At 71.7% G+C, this 21,602-nt stretch carries 19 protein-coding genes and 1 tRNA gene; 13 read left to right on the forward strand and 7 right to left on the reverse strand.

Features of this window, described 5'->3' with window-relative positions; translation table 11 throughout:
- Positions 1 to 63: 63 nt before the first annotated feature.
- The 8 genes from topA to C8K30_RS24165 all read left to right on the forward strand — a co-directional run bounded on the left by topA (position 64) and on the right by C8K30_RS24165 (position 9,868).
- Entirely contained in the window at positions 64 to 2,877 is a 2,814-nt protein-coding gene (topA, locus tag C8K30_RS24130) for a type I DNA topoisomerase (protein ID WP_108495432.1), read from the forward strand.
- A 107-nt stretch (positions 2,878 to 2,984) separates the two neighbouring features.
- On the forward strand, positions 2,985 to 3,386 hold the full coding sequence (locus tag C8K30_RS24135; RefSeq protein WP_108495433.1) for a pyridoxamine 5'-phosphate oxidase family protein: 402 nt from the start codon (positions 2,985 to 2,987) through the stop codon (positions 3,384 to 3,386).
- Positions 3,387 to 3,577: 191 nt separating this feature from the next.
- A complete protein-coding gene (gene tmk / locus C8K30_RS24140; RefSeq protein ID WP_108495434.1) occupies positions 3,578 to 4,270 on the forward strand; it encodes a dTMP kinase in 693 nt (230 codons plus the stop codon).
- The gene (locus C8K30_RS24145) at positions 4,267 to 5,403 is read left to right on the forward strand and encodes a DNA polymerase III subunit delta' (RefSeq protein WP_108495435.1); all 1,137 of its coding nucleotides are present in this window, start codon (positions 4,267 to 4,269) and stop codon (positions 5,401 to 5,403) included. The genes tmk and C8K30_RS24145 overlap by 4 nt, the downstream gene beginning before the upstream one ends.
- Positions 5,404 to 5,545: 142 nt before the next feature.
- Positions 5,546 to 7,216, forward strand: a complete 1,671-nt coding sequence (locus C8K30_RS24150; protein WP_108495436.1) for an enoyl-CoA hydratase-related protein — start codon at positions 5,546 to 5,548, stop codon at positions 7,214 to 7,216.
- Between the two features lie 186 nt (positions 7,217 to 7,402).
- On the forward strand, positions 7,403 to 8,065 hold the full coding sequence (locus C8K30_RS24155) for a hypothetical protein (RefSeq protein ID WP_108495437.1): 663 nt from the start codon (positions 7,403 to 7,405) through the stop codon (positions 8,063 to 8,065).
- Positions 8,066 to 8,128: 63 nt separating this feature from the next.
- Entirely contained in the window at positions 8,129 to 9,670 is a 1,542-nt protein-coding gene (locus C8K30_RS24160) for an alpha/beta hydrolase (protein WP_233257405.1), read from the forward strand.
- Positions 9,671 to 9,792: 122 nt separating this feature from the next.
- Positions 9,793 to 9,868 (forward strand) — tRNA-Thr (locus C8K30_RS24165).
- Between the two features lie 89 nt (positions 9,869 to 9,957).
- Here the strand turns inward: C8K30_RS24165 and C8K30_RS24170 are convergent.
- Positions 9,958 to 10,344 carry a DoxX family protein gene (locus tag C8K30_RS24170; RefSeq protein WP_108495438.1) on the reverse strand — a complete coding sequence of 129 codons (387 nt, stop codon included), beginning with the start codon at positions 10,342 to 10,344 and terminating at the stop codon, positions 9,958 to 9,960.
- A 109-nt stretch (positions 10,345 to 10,453) separates the two neighbouring features.
- Positions 10,454 to 10,891, reverse strand: coding sequence for a DUF2809 domain-containing protein (locus tag C8K30_RS24175; protein WP_233257406.1), 438 nt, complete (start codon positions 10,889 to 10,891; stop codon positions 10,454 to 10,456).
- Between the two features lie 110 nt (positions 10,892 to 11,001).
- Between C8K30_RS24175 and def the strand changes: the two genes are divergently transcribed.
- A complete protein-coding gene (gene def / locus C8K30_RS24180; RefSeq protein WP_108495440.1) occupies positions 11,002 to 11,691 on the forward strand; it encodes a peptide deformylase in 690 nt (229 codons plus the stop codon).
- A gap of 52 nt (positions 11,692 to 11,743) precedes the next feature.
- Here the strand turns inward: def and C8K30_RS24185 are convergent, their stop codons facing one another.
- The 3 genes from C8K30_RS24185 to C8K30_RS24195 are packed head-to-tail and all read right to left on the reverse strand — an operon-like array spanning position 11,744 to position 13,840.
- Positions 11,744 to 12,328 carry an alpha/beta family hydrolase gene (locus C8K30_RS24185; RefSeq protein ID WP_108495441.1) on the reverse strand — a complete coding sequence of 195 codons (585 nt, stop codon included), beginning with the start codon at positions 12,326 to 12,328 and terminating at the stop codon, positions 11,744 to 11,746.
- Positions 12,329 to 12,378: 50 nt separating this feature from the next.
- Positions 12,379 to 13,185: a hypothetical protein gene (locus tag C8K30_RS31045; RefSeq protein WP_108495442.1), complete on the reverse strand. Its 807-nt coding sequence runs from the start codon at positions 13,183 to 13,185 to the stop codon at positions 12,379 to 12,381.
- 34 nt (positions 13,186 to 13,219) lie between these two features.
- A complete protein-coding gene (locus tag C8K30_RS24195; RefSeq protein WP_108495443.1) occupies positions 13,220 to 13,840 on the reverse strand; it encodes a hypothetical protein in 621 nt (206 codons plus the stop codon).
- A 295-nt stretch (positions 13,841 to 14,135) separates the two neighbouring features.
- Between C8K30_RS24195 and C8K30_RS24200 the strand changes: the two genes are divergently transcribed.
- Positions 14,136 to 16,697: an ATP-dependent Clp protease ATP-binding subunit gene (locus C8K30_RS24200; protein ID WP_108495444.1), complete on the forward strand. Its 2,562-nt coding sequence runs from the start codon at positions 14,136 to 14,138 to the stop codon at positions 16,695 to 16,697.
- A gap of 200 nt (positions 16,698 to 16,897) precedes the next feature.
- Here the strand turns inward: C8K30_RS24200 and C8K30_RS24205 are convergent, their stop codons facing one another.
- Positions 16,898 to 17,647, reverse strand: coding sequence for an IclR family transcriptional regulator (locus C8K30_RS24205; RefSeq protein WP_108495445.1), 750 nt, complete (start codon positions 17,645 to 17,647; stop codon positions 16,898 to 16,900).
- A 69-nt stretch (positions 17,648 to 17,716) separates the two neighbouring features.
- Here C8K30_RS24205 and eda point away from each other — a divergent pair, with 69 nt between their 5' ends.
- Genes eda through C8K30_RS24220 form a run of 3 tightly spaced genes read left to right on the forward strand, consistent with a single transcriptional unit; the run spans position 17,717 to position 20,501 of the window.
- A complete protein-coding gene (eda, locus tag C8K30_RS24210) occupies positions 17,717 to 18,379 on the forward strand; it encodes a bifunctional 4-hydroxy-2-oxoglutarate aldolase/2-dehydro-3-deoxy-phosphogluconate aldolase (protein ID WP_108495446.1) in 663 nt (220 codons plus the stop codon).
- Entirely contained in the window at positions 18,376 to 19,476 is a 1,101-nt protein-coding gene (locus tag C8K30_RS24215; protein ID WP_108495447.1) for a sugar kinase, read from the forward strand. The genes eda and C8K30_RS24215 overlap by 4 nt, the downstream gene beginning before the upstream one ends.
- Before the next feature lie 29 nt (positions 19,477 to 19,505).
- Positions 19,506 to 20,501 (forward strand): NAD-dependent epimerase/dehydratase family protein, encoded by a 996-nt coding sequence (locus C8K30_RS24220; protein ID WP_108495448.1) that lies wholly within the window; start codon positions 19,506 to 19,508, stop codon positions 20,499 to 20,501.
- A gap of 18 nt (positions 20,502 to 20,519) precedes the next feature.
- Here the strand turns inward: C8K30_RS24220 and C8K30_RS24225 are convergent, their stop codons facing one another.
- The gene (locus tag C8K30_RS24225) at positions 20,520 to 21,536 is read right to left on the reverse strand and encodes a LacI family DNA-binding transcriptional regulator (RefSeq protein WP_108495449.1); all 1,017 of its coding nucleotides are present in this window, start codon (positions 21,534 to 21,536) and stop codon (positions 20,520 to 20,522) included.
- Positions 21,537 to 21,602: the final 66 nt, after the last annotated feature.

The following is a 21,602-nucleotide window of genomic DNA, read 5'->3' on the forward strand; positions in this document are numbered from 1 at the left end:
CGTGAACTCTCCAACGCCACTCGGCGCACCTCCCCAGACCCCGCAGGAAGCAGGCAGGACCGGATGTCCCAGGCACGCAAGCTCGTGATCGTGGAGTCGCCCACGAAGGCTCGAAAGATCCAGGGCTACCTCGGCGACGGCTACGAGGTCGAGGCCAGCGTCGGGCATATTCGCGACCTTCCGCAGCCCAAGGACCTGCCCGCGGAGATGAAGAAGGGCCCCTACGCCAAGTTCTCCGTGGACGTGGACAACGGGTTCGACCCGTACTACGTGGTCCACGCGGACAAGAAGAAGAAGGTCAGCGAGCTCAAGAAAGCGCTCAAGGACGCCGACGAGCTCTTCCTCGCGACCGATGAGGACCGCGAGGGCGAGGCCATCGCCTGGCACCTGATCCAGGAGCTCAAGCCCAAGGTCCCGGTCAAGCGCATGGTGTTCCACGAGATCACCCGGGACGCGATCCTCCGGGCGCTGGAAAACACGCGCGAGCTGGACCAGGACCTGGTGGACGCCCAGGAGACGCGGCGCATCCTCGACCGCCTGTACGGCTACGAGGTGTCGCCGGTCCTGTGGCGCAAGGTGCGCCAGGGCCTGTCCGCGGGCCGCGTGCAGTCCGTGGCGACGCGCCTCGTGGTCGAGCGGGAGCGCGAGCGCATGGCGTTCGTCTCGGCGGACTACTGGGACGTCGCGGGCACCTTCGCCGTGGCGGACGACGGCGGCGCGGCCACCTCCGGCCAGCCCTCCTTCCGCGCCCGGCTCACCCAGCTCGCGGGCGACAAGGTCGCCTCGGGCCGCGACTTCGACGACCGGGGCCGGCTCAAGGTCCGCACCGGCGTGCGGCAGCTCGACGAGGCGACGGCGAACGCCGTCGTCGCCGGGCTGGAGGCCGCCGACTTCGCCGTCCGCAGCCTGGAGACCAAGCCGTACACGCGCCGTCCCGCGGCGCCGTTCACCACCTCCACCATGCAGCAGGAGGCGGGCCGCAAGCTGCGGATGTCGTCGCGCCAGGCGATGCGTACCGCGCAGGGCCTGTACGAGAACGGCTACATCACCTACATGCGTACCGACAGCCCGTCGCTGTCGGCCGAGGCCACGAACGCGGCGCGCCGGCAGGCGGCCGAGCTGTACGGCCCCGAGTACGTGCCGGGCGCGCCCCGGCTGTACGCCAGCAAGGCGAAGGGCGCCCAGGAGGCGCACGAGGCGATCCGCCCCGCCGGCGACTCGTTCCGCACCCCGGCGCAGGTCGCCGGCGAGCTCAGTGGCGACCAGTTCCGCCTGTACGAGCTGATCTGGAAGCGCACCGTGGCCTCGCAGATGGCGGATGCGAAGGGGTCGACGGCGTCCGTCCGGCTCGGCGCGACCATCACCGGCGGCGCGCAGGACGGCAACGAGGCGGTGTTCTCGGCGTCGGGCACGGTGATCTCGTTCCGCGGCTTCCTCGCCGCGTACGAGGAGGGTGCGGACGCCGACACCGAGGCGCCCGAGGGCGCCGCGGCGAAGGAGACGCGCCTGCCGACGATGGCCGAGGGCGACGCGCTGGCCGGCACCGACCTCGCCGCGGACGGCCACTCCACGACGCCGCCCGCCCGGTACACGGAGGCCTCGCTGGTCAAGGCGCTGGAGGAGCGCGGCATCGGCCGCCCGTCCACGTACGCCGCGACGATCTCGACCATCCAGGACCGCGGCTACGTGATCACGCGCGGTCAGGCGCTGGTGCCGACGTGGCTCGCGTTCGCGGTGATCCGCCTGCTGGAGGAGCACTTCGACCGGCTCGTCGACTACGACTTCACGGCCACTATGGAGGAGGACCTCGACGAGATCGCCGCCGGCTCGCGCGAGCGGGTGGCGTGGCTGCGCGAGTTCTACTTCGGCGAGGTCCCGGGCAACATCGGCACGTCCGACGAGCTCGGCGTGGACAGCGAGGGCGGGGGCCTCCGCGCGCTCGTCGCGAACCTCGGCGAGATCGACGCCGCGGCGATCAACTCCGTGGACATCGGCGAGGGCATCCGGGTGCGCGTGGGCCGCTACGGCCCGTACATCGAGGACCTCGCGGCCGAGGTCGAGGAGGGCAAGACCCCGCCCCGCGCCTCGGTGCCCGACGAGATCGCGCCCGACGAGCTGACCGTCGAGAAGGCCCGTGAACTGCTCGCCGCCGGGGCCGACGACGGCCGCGTGCTCGGCACGCACCCCGAGTCGGGCAACCCGATCGTGGCGAAGAACGGCCGGTACGGCCCGTACGTGACGGAGCAGCTGCCCGAGCCCGACCTCGACCCCGACCTGTCGGCCGCGGCGAAGAAGCGCGCCCTGGCCGCCCTGCCCAAGCCGCGCACGGCGTCGCTGCTCAAGACGCAGGCCCTCGACTCGGTGACCCTGGAGGACGCGCTGCAGCTCATGTCGCTGCCGCGGGTCGTGGGCACCGACCCGGAGTCGGGCGACGAGATCACTGCGCAGAACGGCCGCTACGGCCCGTACCTGAAGAAGGGCACGGACTCGCGCACCCTGCCGTCCGAGGAGGCCATGTTCACGGTCACCCTGGACGAGGCGCTGGAGATCTACAAGCAGCCCAAGCGGGGCCGCGGGCGCACCGCGACGCCGCCGCTGCGCGAGCTCGGCGACGACCCGACCAGCGGCAAGCCGATCCAGGTCAAGGACGGCCGGTTCGGCCCGTACGTGACCGACGGTGAGACCAACCGCACCCTGCCGCGCGACGTCACCCCGGAATCGATCACCGCCGAGCGCGCGATCGAGCTGCTCGCCGAGAAGCGCGCCCAGGGGCCGGCGAAGAAGCGCACCACCCGGTCGACGACGGCCAAGAAGCCGGCCGCGAAGAAGCCGGCCGCGAAGAAGGCTCCGGCGAAGAAGGCGTCGACCTCGAAGTAGGACGGGCAGGCGTGCGGGTCACCCGGGTGACCCGCACGCCTGACACCGATGAGGCCGGTGGTGGATCTCGCTGAGCGTCGCTCGCGCGCACGGCGCACGATGGACATATGACCGACAACGAGCAGAGCATCACGCCGATGACCGAGGACGAGTGCTGGGAGTTCCTCTCGATGCAGCCCATCGGGCGGCTCGGCACTGCCGTCGCGGGAGAGCCCGAGATCTTCCCCCTGAACTTCGCCACGGCGGGCCGGGCCATCTACTTCCACACCATCCCCGGCACCAAGGTCGCGGAGGTCGCGATCAACGAGAAGGTCGCCTTCGAGGTCGACCAGTGGGGCCCGGAGATCGCGTACAGCGTCGTCGTGAAGGGCACGGCCGAGATCCTGGAGACCGACGCCGACATCGCCGCCGCCGAGTCGACCAACCTGATCAGCTACCTGGACGACACGAGGGACACCTGGGTGCGCATCACACCCACCCGGGTGACGGGCCGCCGCTTGCGGCGTTGACGCGTCGCCTAGTGCAACTCCAGCAATAGTAACTGGAGTTGCAATAGAGGACTTGAGCGGCGACGTCCTGGCGTTGGCCGACTTCGATGGAGCACCTCGGGTGTCTGACGTTCGGGTCACCTGAGTGGACCCGTAGACCTGACAGGTCGGTCCGACCGGTCGATGTCGGCGGTCGCAGTTAGGGTTGCGGCGTGAATGCACCTGGCTACTTCATCTCCTTCGAGGGCGGCGAGGGCGTGGGCAAGTCGACCCAGTCGCGCCTCCTCGGCGACTGGCTGGCGGACCTGACGGGCCGCGAGGTCGTGCTCACGTTCGAGCCGGGCGGTACCGCGCTCGGCAAGGAGCTGCGGGCCGCCGTCATGCACGGCCAGGACATGGGCCCGCGGGCCGAGGCGCTCATCTACGCCGCGGACCGGGCCCACCACGTCGAGACGGTGGTGCGGCCCGCGCTGGGGCGCGGCGCCGTGGTGATCACCGACCGCTACATCGACTCCTCGGTCGCCTACCAGTCCGGCGGGCGGGACCTGCCCGACACGGAGGTGGAGCACATCTCCCTGTGGGCCACCAAGGGCCTGCGGCCCGACATCACGATCCTGCTCGACCTCGAGCCAGGGGCCGCTGCGACCCGTCGCGCCGCCGCGGAGGGGAAGGGCGCGCTGGACCGGCTGGAGCGCGCCGGCCTCGAGTTCCACACCCGGGTCCGGGACACGTTCCTCCAGCGCGCGACGGCGGACCCGGCGCGCTGGGTGGTCATCGACGCGGCGGCCGGGGTGGACGACATCCAGGCGCAGATCCGGGTGGACGTCGCGGCCCGGCTGGGCCTCACGCCGGTGGTCGACGAGGCCACCAGCGTCGCGAGGACCGGCAGCGAGGACCCCTCATGACGGTGTGGGACGACGTCGTCGGGCAGGAGGCCGCCGTCGCCGCGCTGCAGGGCGCCGTGGCCAACCCGGCCGCGATGACGCACGCGTGGCTGGTGACGGGGCCGCCCGGGTCGGGCCGGTCGGTGGCCGCGCGCGCCTTCGCCGCCGCGCTGCAGTGCCCGCAGGGCGGGTGCGGCGTCTGCCAGGCGTGCACCACGACCATGGCGGGCACACACCCGGACGTGACGCTGCTGGCCACGGAGAAGGTGGTCATCACCATCGACGAGGTGCGGGACCTGATCATGACCGCGTCGCGGTCGCCGTCGGGCGGCCGGTGGCGCGTGATAGTGATCGAGGACGCCGACCGCATGGCGGAGCGCACCACGAACGTCCTGCTCAAGGTCATCGAGGAGCCGCCGCCGCACACGGTGTGGGTGCTGTGCGCGCCGTCGGCCCAGGACGTGCTGCCGACCATCCGGTCGCGCTGCCGCGCCGTGGTGCTGCGCGTCCCGCCGCCGCAGGCGGTCGCCGACCTGCTGGTGCGGCGCGACGGCGCGGACCCCGCGGTGGCGCTGACCGCGGCCCGGGCGGCGCAGAGCCACGTCGGCCTCGCGAAGCGGCTGGCACGCGACGCCGGAGCCCGGGAGCGGCGTACGGCCGTGCTGAGCATCGCGCGGCGCATCCGCGGCGTCGGCGACGCCGTGCTCGCCGCGGGCGAGCTCGTGGACGTCGCGAAGGCGGAGGCGGTGTCGGCCACGCAGGAGCGGGACGCAGTCGAGAAGGCCGAGCTGCTGCGCGCCCTGGGCGTGGCCGACGGCGAGACGCTGCCACCGCGCCTGCGCTCGCAGCTCAAGCAGCTCGAGGACGACCAGAAGCGACGCGCCACGCGGCACCAGCGCGACGTGCTCGACCGCGCGATGGTGGACCTGCTGTCCCTCTACCGGGACGTGCTCGTGGTGCAGCTCGGGGCGGAGGTCGAGCTGGTGAACGCGGAGCTCGCCGACACGGTGCGCGCGCTCGCCGCCGACTCCACCCCTGAGCAGACCGTGCGGCGCATGGACTCCATCGGGGTGGCCCGCACCCGCCTGGACGGCAACGTGGCGCCACTCCTGGCGCTGGAGGCCATGGCGATAGCCCTGCGCCCGCAAGGGTGAGCCGCCCGAGATGGTCCGGCGCCTGTGAAGATTTCGCGCGGGTGATACTGAACCACCGAGGCACATTGTCCCGATTGCCGTCCCTGGTTAGGCTGCGGGGCGCCCCCAGAGCTTTTCCGTGCGACAAGGAGTCCACCGCCCGATGAGGATCCTCCTGCTGGTTTCTGCCTTCAACGGTCTCACCCAGCGGGTCTGGTGCTCCCTGAGGGAGCAGGGGCACGACGTCGGTGTCGAGCTCGCCCCGACGTTCGAGTCGGCCGCCGCCATGACCCGCGCCGTCGAGCGTGCGGACCCGGACCTGATCCTGTGCCCGTTCCTCAAGCACCGCGTGCCGGACTCGATCTACGACCGCTGGCCGACCGTCATCGTGCACCCGGGTCCGGTGGGTGACCGCGGGCCGTCCTCGCTGGACCACGCGATCCGCGACGGCCGGGACCGGTGGGGCGTCACCGCCCTGTCCGCGGTCGAGGAGCTGGACGCCGGACCGGTGTGGGCCACCGCCGTCTTCGACATGCCCGACCAGCCGATCGCCAAGAGCGCCCTCTACAACAGCCGCGTCGCGGACGCCGCGATGGCCTGCATCGGCGAGGTGGTCCGCAAGGTGGCCGACGGCGAGCGGCCGATCCCGGCGGAGGCCTGCCTGCGGATCGTGCCCGTCAGCGGTGAGCTGCCGTTGCTGCGCCGCGAGGACTTCCGAGTCGACTGGAGCCGCCCCGCTGCCGAGCTGGAACGGCTTGTTGCCGCGGCCGACGGCGCCCCCGGCGCCCCCGCCGGCGTGAACGGCCGGTCGGTCTGCGTGTTCGACGCCTTCGCGTCGGCGGAGCACACCGGCGCCCCGCCCGGCACCGTGGTGGGCCGCAACCTCGACGCCGTGGCGATCGCCTGCGGCGTCGGCACCCTCTGGGTGGGCTACGCCGCCGAGCTGAGCGGCCGCCGCGGCGCGAAGCTCCCCGCCGCGCAGGTGATCGACGCGAGCAACGCCCCGTTCCGCCGCGTCCCGGACGCCATGGCGGAGACGACGTACGTGCGCGACGGCGCCGTCGGGTACCTGACGATCCGCTCCTACAGCGGGGCGATGTACACGGAGCAGTGCCGCCGGCTGACGAGCGCCTTGGAGAAGGCCCTCACCGAGGACACCCGGGTGCTCGTCATCAAGGGCACCGAGCACGCGTTCTCCAACGGGATCCACCTGGGCACCGTCGACGCGTCGCCGGACCCGGCCGCGGAGGCCTGGGACAACATCTGCGCCATCGACGAGCTGTGCCTCACCATCGCCACCGCCGAGCAGCTCACCGTCGCCGCGTTCACCGCCAACGCGGGTGCGGGCGGAGTCATGGCCGGGCTGTGCGCGGACGTCACGCTCGCCCGCGAGGGCGTGGTCCTCAACCCGTACTACGACATGGGGATCTACGGCTCCGAGCTGCACTCGTGGAGCATGCCCGCGCGCGTGGGGGACCACCGCGCGTCGCTGCTCCTGTCCCGCAAGCTGCCGATCTCGGTGGCCGAGGCGGCCCGCATCGGGCTGATCAGCGCTGTCGGGCCGCGGGAGTGGGGCGAGTTCACGACCTGGCTGTCCTCGGCGGCCCAGGGCTACGAGGAGCCCGCCACGCTCGGCTGGATGCTCGCCGCGCGCGCGGAGCGCCGGGCCACCGACCGGCCGCTGTCGTACTACAAGACCATCGAGCTGGCCGAGATGGCGCGCGACTTCTTCGACGACCGCAACGCCTTCTCCGTGCACCGCCGGGCGTTCCTGCGCAAGACCGCGGCGGACGCCACCCCGGAGAAGCTGCGCTTCTCGTCGGCCCGCGTGTGACGGCTGACGCCGCGGGTGATCGGTAGAGGGTCAGGTGATCGGCAGCTCGGACTGCTGGTCACCTGACCTTTTTCGATCTGGTCGTCGTGCAAGGGGCGGGGGCCTCGCCACATGACAAGGGGTGGAGGCGTCGCAATCCTGCGATGCTCACCCAGTGGGGTCAGAGGCGAGTGGAAGGATCTGGGCATGGAGATCAGGCGGATGAACCGGTCAGGCACGGCGGCACGGGCACTGGCACGTGCTGGTGCGACGGCCTTGGGCATCAGCGTGACGGCGGCGCTCGCGCTGTCGGGGTGCGCGCAGTCCGACGTCGGCGGGTCCGAAGGGGACTCGTTGACCGCGGCCACGACCCCGTCCACCGAGGAGAGCGACATGACCAGCCCCAGCCCGTCCGACGGCGCGGGCGAGGACGGCACGCTGCCGGAGGCCGCCGACATGGAGATCGTCGCCGGTAGCTCCGGGCGCGGTCTGCCCCCCGGCCTGGAGGGGAGCACGGACTCGACGGCCGGTGTGGCCTGGGCGCCCGAGCCCGGCCTGCTCTACGTCGTGACGAACGGGTCCAGCTCGTGCCCGACCATCGCGGAGCCCGCGGCGACCATCGGCTCGGGTTCGGACGGCAAGGGCGCCGACGTCGCCGCCGCGGACGGCGTTCTCACCGTGACGTTCGTGCCCCCGAGCAACGGCATCTGCACCATGGACTTCGTGCCGACCACCACCGTGGTCGAGGCGCCCGCAGAGTCCGATACTGGCGGGCCGGTGCCGGTCATGCTGGGCGACAAGGGGAAGGTCCAGCTCCAGCCTCGCAGCGCTGACGGCGAGCCCGGACCGATCGCCTGGCTCGACTCGTGAGGGTCGCGTGTCGGTTCGCCAGCAGGTAAGAAATCTACCGAGCACAACCGGTAGGTTGTCCGGGTGATTCGCCCCGCCCGCCGTCGTCAGCCTGCGGCCGTCGTCGCCACGCTGCTCGCCACCGTTCTTCTCCTCGCCGCCTGCGGTGCACCCCCCAAGGTGCAGACGGCGCTGGAAGACGTGGGCAAATCGGATGGCTCGGCGACGGAGGGCGCCCCGGAGGGTTACGAGGACTACTACGGCCAGTCGCTGGAGTGGACCGACTGCGGCGAGGGCTTCCAGTGCGCCACGGCGTCCGCCCCGCTCTCCTGGCACGACCCGGGGGAGGGGAGCATCGAGATCGCGCTCAAGCGGATCCCCGCTTCCGGGCAGAAGATCGGGTCGTTGCTGGTCAACCCGGGCGGGCCGGGCGGCTCGGGAGTGGACTTCGTGGGCGACCCGGCGCGGTTCGGGCAGGCGCTGCGCACATCGTTCGACATAGTGGGCTTCGACCCCCGCGGGGTGGGGCAGTCGACGCCGGTGAAGTGCTATGACGATGCGGGCAAGGACGAGTTCCTCAGCACCGACTACCCCTACACGCCCGACGGCCTGGCGGCCCGGCAGGACTCGGTGCGGGACTGGGCAGAGGCCTGCGCCGAGAACACCGGGCCGCTGCTGGAGAACGTCGACACGCAGTCCGCCGCGCGCGACATGGACATGCTCCGGGGTGCGCTCGGCGACGACAAGCTCAACTACCTCGGGTTCTCCTACGGCACCCAACTCGGCGCCACCTACGCCGGCCTGTTCCCCGACCGGGCCGGGCGCCTGGTGCTCGACGGTGCGCTCGACACCACGCTCGGCTCCGACGAGGTGGCGCTGCAGCAGGCCGAGGGCTTCGAGAGCGCGCTGCGCGCCTACGTGACGGACTGCCAGGCGGGCAGCGACTGCCCGCTGGAGGGCGACGTCACGGCCGGTCTGCAGCAGATCCAGGCTTTGGTCGAGGACGCCGAACCCAACCCGATCCCGACGTCGTCGGGGCGCACGGTGACCAAGAAGCTCGCGTTCTACGGCGTGGCCGTGACGATGTACGACGAGGCCTCCTGGCCGTTCCTCACGCAGGCCCTGCAGGAGGTCCTCTGGGAGGGCACCGGGGACGACCTGCTCTACCTGGCGGACGTCTACAACGAGCGCAACGACGACGGCACCTTCAAGTCCAACAGCGAGGAGGCGTTCCGCGCGATCAACTGCGCCGACTCCCGCGCGGAGGACGACATGGCGAAGATGCGGGAGCTCGCCGCCGACATCCAGGAGGCGGCCCCCACGCTCGGCGAGTCGTTCGGGTACTCCGGCATCGAGTGCACCGACTGGCCGTACCCGCCGGCGAAGCAGGAGTTCGACGCCGCCGCGAAGGGTGCGCCGCCGATCGTCGTCATCGGCACCACCAACGACCCCGCCACCCCGTACCGCTGGGCCGAGTCGCTCGCGAAGACGCTCTCGTCGGGCGTCCTGGTCACGTACGAGGGCGAGGGGCACACCGCGTACGGCCGGTCCAACAACTGCATCGGCGGGGCCGTGGAGGACTACCTGGTGGAGGGCGTGATCCCTGAGGACGGCCTCACCTGCTGACCTGTCGTCGGCCCGGTGCGGCGGGTTGAAGACGTCACACCGTTTCGCTTTGAAACCTGGGCCATCCATTGGGTACAGTGATGCCCGCTCACCCATCCGGTTCACCGGACAGCGGTGCGCGCGCCGCCTTAGCTCAGTCGGTAGAGCGTCTCACTCGTAATGAGAAGGTCGTGAGTTCGATTCTCACAGGCGGCTCCATGGAAAGACCCCGCTTGACCAGGCCAAAAGGCCAAGGCCAGGCGGGGTTTCTTGTTGCCTGGGAGGCCTCCTACCCCGAGCCGGTCGGATCAGCCGACGAAGGCCTCCGGCCCGAAGCGGCCCCACGCCACGAAGGCGGCCAGGGCGAGGTATGTCAGGTCGGCCAGCATGAGGCCGTACTCGTGACGCCCGATGCGCGTGATCGCGGCGCCCACCATGATCATCACCAGGCCGAGGGCAGCCAGCGGCACCAGCTCCTGCGCGATGCCGAGCACGGCAGGCAGCACCAGGCCCAGGCCGCCCAGTACCTCCAAGGCCCCGATGGCCTTGACGCTGCTGGGCCGGAAGTCCTCGACCCATTCCGCGGCAGGCCCCGTCGCAGCGATCCTCTCCCTGCTCATGATCACTTTGAGCCCGCCACCAGCTACGTAGGCGACGGAAAGGAGCCCGGCGACTGTCCACAGGGCGATGTTCATACGGTTCTCCTCGGGTGCGTCGACCTTTCACCCCTCCGACGGCGCAGCCGCCCTCGGCGTGACGGCCCCACGCCGGCGGACCGGTCAGAGGTCCGCTTCGAGCAAGGCATCAGGACTGGTTCCGGGCCGATCTACGTGCGTAACCGCTTGGTCGAAGCGGACCGGCGATCCGGTGCAGCGCCCACCCCGCCGCGACCCCCAGCGCGTAGAACGGCAGGTCCGGCGCGTTGAACGTGGTGCCGAGCACCAGCCGGGCGAACGCGCTGTGCGCGCCCAGCTCAGCGGGAACACCCGTGAGCTGGAAGAGCTCGACGGCCGCGCTCACCCCGAACGCCACCACCGCGGCCACCCACCCGCGCGTGCGCGGCGCCACCACCAGCACGAGCCAGAAGATCAGCAGCGCGTAGAGCGCGTCGCCCGCGTACTTCGCCAGGTCGCCCCCGAGCACGGACCGCACGGAGAGTCCCGCGGCCACGGTCACCACGGCCGCGACGGCAGGCGCCGTCCGACGTCGGAGCCCGGCCAGGGCGGTCCCGTCACCGCTCACGCGCACCCCTCACGCGCACCGCTCAGGTGGGCGGTCCGCAGCGGTGCGCGCAGCGCTCGCGGCGTCTCGGATCGGCGTGGACCGCATGCGCCGAAGGTACCCTCTGTGCCATGGCATGGACCCGCCCCGGACGGCGCAAGCCCGTCACGTACCTGCTCGGCGAGCCGACCGAGGACTACCCCGCGACGGCCCCCGAGGTGGACCGCGGCCGAGTGCTGCGCATCACCGAGATCGGTGAGCCGGTGCTGCACAACCCGGCCCGGACCGTCGAGGAGTTCTCCACCCCGGAGCTCGCCCGGCTGATCGACGACCTGTTCGCCACCATGGAGTCGGCGCAGGGCGTCGGCCTCGCGGCCCCCCAGGTGGGCGTGGACCTGCGGGTGTTCGTGTACGACCTCACGGACTCGTCCGGCGACCGGCACGTGGGGCACGTGGTGAACCCGGTGCTGGAGATGGACCTCGACGCCGAGCCCGAGACCGAGGAGGAGGGCTGCCTCTCCGTCGTCGGCGCGTACGAGCCGCTGGAACGCCCCGGCGCCGCCACGGTGCGCGGCGTGGACCAGCACGGCGGGCCGGTGCAGCTGTCGGGCACGGGGTACCTGGCGCGCTGCTTCATCCACGAGTCGCAGCACCTCGACGGCATCCTGTACTGGGACCACCTGAGCGCCGACCTGCAGGCGGACGCGCTGGAGCAGCGGGACGAGGAGCGGGCGGAGATCATCGCGGAGCGCCGCGAGATCGCCATCGAGCTGGACAAGACCCCGCCGACCTACCCGGAAAAACCCGCCGGCGGCCGCTGACCCCCCGTGGGCGTGATCGTTGCGCCCAGAACGGTCGGGCAGTCGCAAACGATCACGCCCGCAACGAGGCGATCCAGGTCGCCACGGCCTGTGCCACTGCCTGCTCCCGTGCCGTGCCGCGCATGTCGTGCGCGCCGGACAGCGTGACGGTGGTGACCGGCCCCGGGATCGCCGCGACGTGCTCGGCGAGCTCCTCGGGTGTACCGAACGGGTCCTTGTCGCCGGACACGAACAGCGTGGGCACCCCGATCTGCCCGAAGTGCTCCACGCGGAGCTTCTCCGGCCGCCCCGGCGGGTGCAGCGGGTAGCTGAGCAGCACCAGACCGGCGGCGGGCAGGCCTTCGGCCACCGCCATGGAGCACATCCGCCCGCCGTACGATCGCCCGCCCAGGAGCAGCCGGTCCGTCCCGACGCCGAGCTCGTTCGCCCAGGCGGCGGCCTCGGCCCGCAGGTGCGCGACGGCGACCGGCGCCCGGTCCGGCATCCGGCGTCCCTCCAGGCGGTACGGGAAGTCGACGCGGCGAACGGGGACCGGCGGGTCGGCGTCGGCCAGCGTGTGCTCGACCGTGACGAGCGTCGAGCTGTCGCGGCTCGCGCCCGCGCCGGGTGTCAGGAGGAGGCCAGCGGGTGTGGTCACCAGCCCAGTCTGCCCCGGAGGCCCCGGCTCGGCAGGGAGCGCAGGACGGCTCAGGTCAGCCGGCGCCAGAGAACCAGCGCGCCGCCCGCGGTGAGGAGCGCGCCGCCGCCGAGCACGGCGACCCAGCCCTCCGGCGAGATGATCTCGTCCTCCTCGACGGCCACGCCCTGCGCCTTTGCCACCGACTGCTCCTGGAGACCCTGCACCAGGGCGGCCTCGGGCGACGTGTGCGACGGCGAAGGGGTCGGCGTGCTCGAGGCCGTCGGAGACGGCGTCGGGCTGGGTGTCGAGGTCGGGGTGGGCGTCGGCACGGGCGTGGGCGTCGGCGCGACGACCTCGGGCTCGGCGAGCGTCGGCGTCGCGGTCGGCGTGGGAGTGGCTTTGTCGTTCTTCTTGGGGGTGGGTGTCGGCGTGGAGGTCGCGGCCGGCTCGACGACGTAGCACGCGGTGCTGTCTTCCGTCTCGTGCCAGTCGTCCGCGTCCTCGACCTCCACCGACACCACGCAGTAGCCGTCCGAGTAGGCCTGGCGGGCCTCCCGGAACGCGGCCCAGCCGCTGTTCTGCTCGCCGCGGGTGAGATCTCGCCAGAACGTCCGCTCGTCGTCGGACCCTGCGGGCCGGACCGTGTAGGCGACCTCGTCGCTCTCGGGGCCGCTCTCGAACGCGACGCCGTCGGCGCTCACCCGGATGTCGTCGTCGCCCCAGGTCTCGACGGCGGCAGCGCGCTGCCCGACGGCGGCCGTGCCCACCAGGGCGAGCACCGTCAGCAGGAGCAGGGTCAGCAGGAGCCGGCGATGTGTCGTGGCGCGACGCGCCGCCGGCCGCAGCACTGCGACGGAGGCGGTGGCACGGATCACAGCGGAGATCCTACCGCCGCGGCCGCGGGCCCGGTCAGAACCGGGGCCCCTCTTCGCCGTGGAGGAGATTGCGGATGGGGCGGGTGATGACGTCGACCCGGTCCACCAGGTCGGCGGGCCCGGTGACGACCACCGCACGGTCGGCGGCCGGGGAGTAGACGGCGGTCACGTTGCGCACGGTGACCCGCATGCAGCGCTTGGCCGTGCCGTCGACGTAGAACTGGCGGGTCTCGCACGGGACGTCGTCGACCTCGGCGACTATCGCGCGCATCGCGCTGCGGTAGTCCTGGTACGACTCGGCGAGGTCGGTCACGTCGGCCACCCCGGGCGGGGCGGCCGGATCGACGTCGGCGTGCAGCGGGGCGACGAGTGCACCGCTGCAGGCGGCGCGGACGATGTCCTCGATCTGCGCCGGTGTGGCGGGTACGCGCAGCGTCTCGACCTCGACGGTCTCGCCGGAGAACGTGCGGTAGGAGCGCAGGAAGCGTTCCTCCGTTGGGTCCGCGCTGTCGGACACCCCGGTGACTTCCTCCTCGACGAGATCGAGTCCCCAGGTGAGGGGGTCGTCGACCTCGCCGACTACGCCCGAGAAGCGCGCGAAGCGCGCGACGATCTGTTCCCAGGACTCGGGGGTCGGGCTCGGTTCGTCCGCCATGTGGCCTCCCGGGACGGGTGCGGTCTGACAACGAGACTGCCGGGTGTGTGCGGAGGCGTCAACGACCTCCGCAAGAATCAGCCCCTAATCAGCCTGGACTCGCCGCCGAAACCCTCCGCCCGGGCGTGTCGCCGCGCGTCGGCTCGCTCTTCACCCGTCGAGGGCAGTACATCGTCACGCCCCTGGCGAACAAGGGCATCAACCGGCCCATGGGCGCGTTGTGAGCGCATAGAGTCGTTGCGGTCAGGCCTGGTACCGCCGGTGCAGGTGTACGCCGCTCGTGAGGGAGCAGCACATGTTCGAGAGATTTACGGATCGCGCCCGTCGGGTCGTCGTCCTCGCGCAAGAAGAAGCGCGGATGCTGAACCACAACTACATCGGCACGGAGCACATCCTGCTCGGCCTCATCCACGAGGGTGAGGGCGTAGCCGCAAAGGCGCTGGAGTCGCTCGGGATCTCACTCGACGGCGTCCGCACCCAGGTCACCGAGATCATCGGTGAGGGGCAGCAGGCGCCGAGCGGGCACATCCCGTTCACGCCGCGCGCCAAGAAGGTCCTTGAGCTGTCGCTCCGCGAGGCGCTGCAGCTGGGCCACAACTACATCGGCACGGAGCACATCCTGCTCGGTCTCATCCGCGAGGGTGAGGGCGTTGCAGCACAGGTGCTCACCAAGATGGGTGCCGACCTGAACAAGGTGCGCCAGCAGGTCATCCAGCTGCTGAGCGGCTACCAGGGTAAGGAGCCCGTCTCCGCAGGTGGTCCCCAGGAGGGCCAGCCCGCGGGTTCGGCCGTGCTCGACCAGTTCGGCCGCAACCTCACCCAGGCCGCGCGTGAAGGCAAGCTCGACCCGGTCATCGGGCGCACGCAGGAGATCGAGCGGGTCATGCAGGTCCTGTCCCGCCGCACCAAGAACAACCCGGTGCTGATCGGCGAGCCCGGCGTCGGCAAGACGGCGGTCGTCGAGGGCCTGGCGCAGGACATCGTCAAGGGCGATGTCCCGGAGACGCTCAAGGACAAGCAGCTGTACACGCTGGACCTCGGCGCCCTGGTCGCCGGCTCGCGCTACCGCGGTGACTTCGAGGAGCGCCTCAAGAAGGTGCTCAAGGAGATCCGCACGCGCGGCGACATCATCCTGTTCATCGACGAGATCCACACCCTCGTGGGTGCGGGTGCCGCCGAGGGCGCGATCGACGCCGCCTCCATCCTGAAGCCCATGCTGGCTCGCGGTGAGCTGCAGACGATCGGTGCCACCACTCTCGACGAGTACCGCAAGTACGTCGAGAAGGACCCGGCCCTGGAGCGTCGCTTCCAGCCGATCCAGGTGTCCGAGCCGTCGCTCGAGCACGCCATCGAGATCCTCAAGGGTCTGCGCGACCGCTACGAGGCGCACCACCGCGTGTCCATCACGGACTCCGCGCTGGTCTCCGCGGCCACGCTCGCCGACCGGTACATCAACGACCGGTTCCTTCCGGACAAGGCGATCGACCTGATCGACGAGGCCGGCGCCCGCCTCCGGATCCGTCGCATGACGGCGCCGCCGGAGCTCAAGGAGCTCGACGAGTCCATCTCGGAGGCGCGCCGCGAGAAGGAGTCGGCGATCGACGAGCAGGACTTCGAGAAGGCCGCCGGGCTGCGTGACAAGGAGAAGCAGCTCACGCAGGTCCGTGCGGACAAGGAGAAGGCCTGGAAGTCTGGCGACCTCGACACGGTCGCAGAGGTCGACGACGAGCTGATCGCCGAGGTGCTGGCGATGTCCACGGGCATCCCGGTCGTCAAGCTCACCGAGGAGGAGTCCAGCCGCCTGCTCCACATGGAGGAGGAGCTGCACAAGCGGGTCGTCGGCCAGGAGGCCGCGATCAAGGCGCTGTCGCAGGCCATCCGCCGTACGCGGGCCGGCCTCAAGGACCCGAAGCGTCCCGGTGGCTCGTTCATCTTCGCCGGCCCCACGGGTGTCGGTAAGACCGAGCTCGCCAAGGCGCTCGCCGAGTTCCTGTTCGGTGACGAGGACGCGCTCATCCAGCTCGACATGTCCGAGTTCTCGGAGAAGCACACGGTCTCGCGACTGTTCGGCTCCCCGCCCGGATACGTCGGCTACGACGAGGGTGGCCAGCTCACCGAGAAGGTGCGGCGCAAGCCGTTCTCCGTGGTCCTGTTCGACGAGGTGGAGAAGGCGCACGCCGACATCTTCAACTCGCTGCTGCAGGTGCTCGAGGACGGTCGCCTCACGGACTCGCAGGGTCGAGTGGTCGACTTCAAGAACACCGTGATCATCATGACCACGAACCTCGGCACGCGGGACATCGCCAAGGGCCTCCAGACCGGCTTCAACGCCGGCGGCGACCTGGTGACCTCGTACGAGCGCATGAAGGCCAAGGTCAACGACGAGCTCAAGCAGCACTTCCGGCCTGAGTTCCTCAACCGTGTCGACGACACGGTGGTGTTCCCGCAGCTCTCGCAGGACGAGATCATCGAGATCGTCGACCTGGAGATCGCGAAGCTGGACCGCCGTATGCGCGACCGGGACATGGGCATCGAGCTCACGCCCGCCGCGAAGGGTCTGCTGGCGGAGAAGGGCTACGACCCGGTGCTCGGCGCCCGTCCGCTCAAGAGGGCGATCCAGCGGGAGATCGAGGACTCCCTGTCCGAGAAGATCCTGTTCGGCGAGCTCACCGCCGGTCAGCTGGTCATCGTCGACGGCACCGGCGAGGGCATCCTCGGCGAGTTCACCTTCCGGGGTGTGCCGCGCGACGAGCGTCGTCGTCCGACCACGGCCGAGCCGCAGTCGGTGCCGGCCGGTGCCGGCCTGACGCCGCGGGATCTGCCGTCGTCGGGCCAGATGGCGGCCGGCGGGGCGTAACCGCCCGGTAGCCCGGACCGACAACCAAGGCCCGGCCACCCCCGAGAGGGGATGGCCGGGCCTTGGTTGTTCCCCCTGGCAGGCAGTCAATCGAGGTCGGTAACCGGCATCGAGATCGGCACAGGCCTGGACCGATCTCAATGCCAACTGCCGACTCCACTGGGCCAACCAGAAGGGAGCGGCCCCAGCCGGACCTGTCCTCAGCCCGCAGCTCCCGGCACGCCTAGGCCTGCCGGGAGCAGGCTTGGCAGGACCTTGCGCAGTGCGCCGACTCGTTCGGCCCGCGCCGCGCCCCGCAGCCGTTCGACCGGCGCGGTGATGCTGACCGCGGCGACGGCGCGGCCGGCGCGCAGCAGGGGGACGGCGACGCAGGCGATGCCCGGTTCGTTCTCCTCGGTCTCCCCGGCGACCCCGCTCGTGCGGGCGTCGGCCAGCGCGGCGCGCAGCCTGCGCGGGGTCGTGTCGTCGCCGGCGAACCGGGCCAGCGCCGCGTCGTCGAGCTCCTGGACCGACAGGAGCGCGCGGCCCAGGGCGGTCGTCGCGGCCGCCCGACGCCGTCCGACGGCGGACCACACGCGGACCGCACGCTGCGGCTCGACCTTGTCGAGGTAGACCACCTCGCGCCCGGCGAGCACGCCGAGGTGCACCAGCTCGTCGACCTCCTCGCTGAGCGCGGTCAGGGCCGGGTGCAGCAGCGCGGGCAGGTTCTCCTCGGCCAGGTAGGTGCCGCCGAGGGCGAGCGCGGCGGGGCCGAGGCGGTACGCGCCGTCCGGCGCCTGCTCGGCGTACCCGCGGTGCCGCAGCGCGGCGAGCGTGCGGTGCAGGGTCGGCTTGCTGACGCCGACGGCCTGGGCCAGCGTCGCAAGCGGTGCGCCCGCGGCGCCGAAGCCCGCGAGCGTGTCGAGCGCCAGGAGCGCCTTGTCGACGCTCCCGAGCGGGCTGGCATCCATGGGGCTCCCTCACGTAGCATGCGTTTCGCAGTAAACAACAGGCGTTCACCATAGCGAAACGGAGTTGGAATGTCATCCGCGGACACCACAGTCCTCGAGACCCTCGCCGCGCACCGGCTCGTGCCGGTGGTCGTGGTCGACGGCGCCGACGAGGGCGCCCGCCTGGCCGACGCGCTCGTCGCCGGCGGCCTGCCCGTCGCCGAGATCACGCTGCGGCTCGCGGGTGGCATCGACGCCATCCGGGCGGTCGCGAAGAACCAGCCCGACGTCGTGGTCGGCGCTGGCACCGTGACCACAGCGGCGCAGGTGGACGACGTCGTCGCGGCCGGCGCCCGCTACATCGTGTCGCCGGGGCTGTCGGCCGCCGTGGTGCGGCGCGCGCAGGAGCACGGCGTCCCCGTGCTGCCGGGCGTCGCCACGCCCTCGGAGATCATGGCGGCGCTCGACCTGGGGATCGACGTCGTCAAGCTGTTCCCCGCGTCCGTGGTCGGCGGGCCCGCCGCCATCAAGGCGTTCTCCGCGCCGTTCCCGGGTCTGCGGTTCGTGCCGACCGGCGGCGTCAGCGCCGCCAACCTCGCCGACTACCTGACGCTCAAGCCGGTCCTGGCTGTCGGCGGCTCGTGGATGGTCGACCGCAAGCTCGTCACCGCCGGCGACTGGGACGAGATCACCCGCCGCACCCGCGACGCCGTGGCGCTCGCCGCGCAGATCGATGAGGAGAACAACCGATGAGCTCGCTGAACGTCCGCCCCGCCGCCGAGAGCGCGTACGACGTCGTCGCCCTCGGTGAGGTGATGCTCCGCCTCGACCCGGGCGACCGCCGGGTGCGCACCGCCCGGAGCTTCGACGTGTGGGAGGGCGGCGGCGAGTACAACGTGGCGCGCGGCCTGCGCCGCTGCTTCGGCCTGCGCGGCGCGATCGTCACCGCGCTCGCCGACAACGAGATCGGCCGCCTCGTCGAGGACTTCATGCTGACCGGCGGCCTCGACACGCAGTACGTCCAGTGGGTGCCGTACGACGGCATCGGACGCACCGTCCGCAACGGCCTCAACTTCACCGAGCGCGGCTTCGGCGCCCGCGGCGCCGTCGGGGTGAGCGACCGCGGAAACACCGCCATCGCGCAGATGCGGCCCGACGACGTCGACTGGGACGCGCTGTTCTCCCGCGGCGTGCGCTGGCTGCACACGGGCGGCATCTTCGCGGCGCTCTCCGAGAGCAGCGCCGACGTGGCCGAGGCCGCGATGGCGGCCGCCCGCCGGCACGGCACCATCGTGTCCTACGACCTGAACTACCGGCCCTCGCTGTGGAAGGGCATCGGCGGCGAGGAGCGGGCGCGGGAGGTCAACCGGCGCCTGGCCCAGCACGTGGACGTGATGATCGGCAACGAGGAGGACTTCACGGCCTCGCTCGGCTTCGAGGTCGAGGGCGTCGACGAGTCGTTGACGGACCTGGACACCGGGGCGTTCCGCGCGATGATCGAGACGGCTTCGGAGGCCTACCCGAACTTCCAGGTGATCGCCACGACGCTGCGCGGGGTGCGGTCGGCGTCGCGCAACGACTGGGGTGCCGTCGCGTGGTCGCGCAAGGAGGGCTTCGCCGAGGCGACGCACCGGGCCGACCTGGAGATCTTCGACCGCGTCGGCGGCGGCGACTCGTTCGCCTCCGGACTGGCCTACGGGCTCATGGAGCTCGGCTCGCTCCAGGAGGCCGTCGAGTACGGCGCGGCGCACGGCGCGCTGGCGATGACCACCCCGGGTGACACCACGATGGTGACGCTCGCCGAGGTCGCCAAGCTGGCCGGCGGAGGAAGCGCCCGAGTGCAGCGCTGACCTGCCCGGAGGGTGCAAGGATTGAGGCCATGTCGTCCAAGAGCATCCTGTTCATCGGTGGAAGCGGAATCATCAGCCACGCCTCGGTGGCCCGGGCCGCGCGGCTCGGGCACCGGGTGACGGTGCTCAACCGGGGCAGATCCTCGACCCGCCCGGTCCCGGCCGACGTCGAGACCCTCGTCGCGGACGCGAACGACGCCGAGGCGGTGGCCGCGGCGCTGGGCGGCCGGGAGTTCGACGTCGTCGCCCAGTTCCGGGCCTTCAGCCCGGAGCACGTGGCGCGCGACGTCGCGCAGTTCGCCGGCCGGACCGGGCAGTACGTGTTCATCTCGTCGGCGTCGGCCTACCAGACGCCGCCGTCGCGGCTGCCCGTCCGGGAGTCCACCCCGCTGCGCAACCCGTTCTGGCAGTACTCCCGCGACAAGATCGCGTGCGAGGACCTGCTGGTCCGCGAGTACCGGGACAACGGGTTCCCCGCGACGATCGTGCGGCCGTCGCACACGTACGACCGCACGCTGCTGCCGACGTCGGGCGCGTGGACCGACGTCGCCCGCATGCGGACAGGGAAGCCCGTGGTGGTCCACGGCGACGGCACGTCGCTGTGGACGCTGACGCACACGGAGGACTTCGCGGTGGGGTTCGTCGGGCTGCTCGGCCATCCGCTCGCCGTCGGGGACGACTTCCACATCACCGGCACGCACGCGCCCACGTGGGACCAGATCTACACGTGGCTGGCCGAGGCCGCGGGCGTGCGCAACCCGGACCTGGTGCACGTCGCGTCCGAGACGATCGCCCGTGTGCTCCCCGAGATGGGCCCGGGCCTGGTGGGCGACAAGGCGCACTCGATGGTCTTCGACATCTCGAAGGTGCGGACGCTCGTGCCCGAGTTCGGCACCACCATCACCTACGACGTGGGTGCCGAGGAGCAGATGTCCTGGTTCGACGCCCACCCCGAGGCGCAGGTGGTGGACGCCGACCTGGACGCGGCGTTCGACCGGCTCGCGGCGCACGCCCGCTCCGTCTGAGCGCGACGGCGCCGCCCGTCACCTCAGCGGCGCCGTCGAGTCCCGGACGACCAGCTCCGTCGCGAGGTTGAGGCGGCGCACCTTCGGGGACCGGCCGCGCGCGATGTCGAGCAGGATCTGCGTGGCGGCCGCTCCCATCTCGGCGAGCGGCTGCCGCACGGTCGTGAGCGGCGGCCCGACCCAGGAGGCCAGCGGCAGGTCGTCGTAGCCCACTACCGACAGGTCCTCGGGCACGCGCAGGCCGAGCTGGTGCGCGGCCCGAAGCAGCCCGAGGGCCTGCATGTCGGAGCCGGCGAACACCGCCGTCGGGCGGTCGGGCAGGGTCAGCAGGTCCAGGCCCTGGTCGAAGCCCGCCTCGACGTAGAAGTTGCCCTCGCGCACGAGCGCGGGGTCGACGGCGGCGCCGACCTCCTCGTGCGCCGAGCGGAACCCGTCCACGCGGGCGCGGCTGCACAGCATGTTCCAGGGGCCGGTGATCATCGCTATGCGGCGGTGGCCAAGCGCGAGCAGGTGCCGCGTGGCCTGCAGCCCGCCGTTCCAGTTGTCGGAGCCCACGGAGGCGACGTCGGCCGGGGGCTCGCCGTCGGTGTCGATCACCACGTACGGGATGCCGCGCCGGTCGAGCTGCTGGTGCTGCGCCTCCGACAGGTTCGCCGCGACGAGCAGCACCCCCAGCGGCGGCCGCGCGATGGTGGTGTCGAGCCACCTGGCGGGCGGGCGGTGCTCACCGCCCAGCTCGGACAGGATCACGCTCGTGCGCGACTCCGCGGCCGCGGCCTCGACGCCGCGGATGATCTCCATCGACCAGCCGGAGCCGAGGCGGTGGAAGACGAGGTCGATCAGGCCGGTGCCCGGGGGCGCCGTCGCCGGCCGGCGACGGCGGTACTGGTGCTTCTCGAGGGCGGCCTCGACGCGGTCGCGGGTTGCGGGGGCGACGTCGGCCCGGCCGTTGAGCACCTTGGAGACGGTGGGCACCGACAGGCCGAGCTCGCTCGCGATCGACGCGATGGTGGGGGCCGGACGGACGCCGCTCATCCCGTCTGCCTTTCGCTAGCTTTCACGGAACTTTCGAACTGAGGTACACCGTAGCAAGATCGTGAC

Source organism: Promicromonospora sp. AC04 (assembly GCF_003058225.1).
Classification (GTDB): domain Bacteria; phylum Actinomycetota; class Actinomycetes; order Actinomycetales; family Cellulomonadaceae; genus Promicromonospora.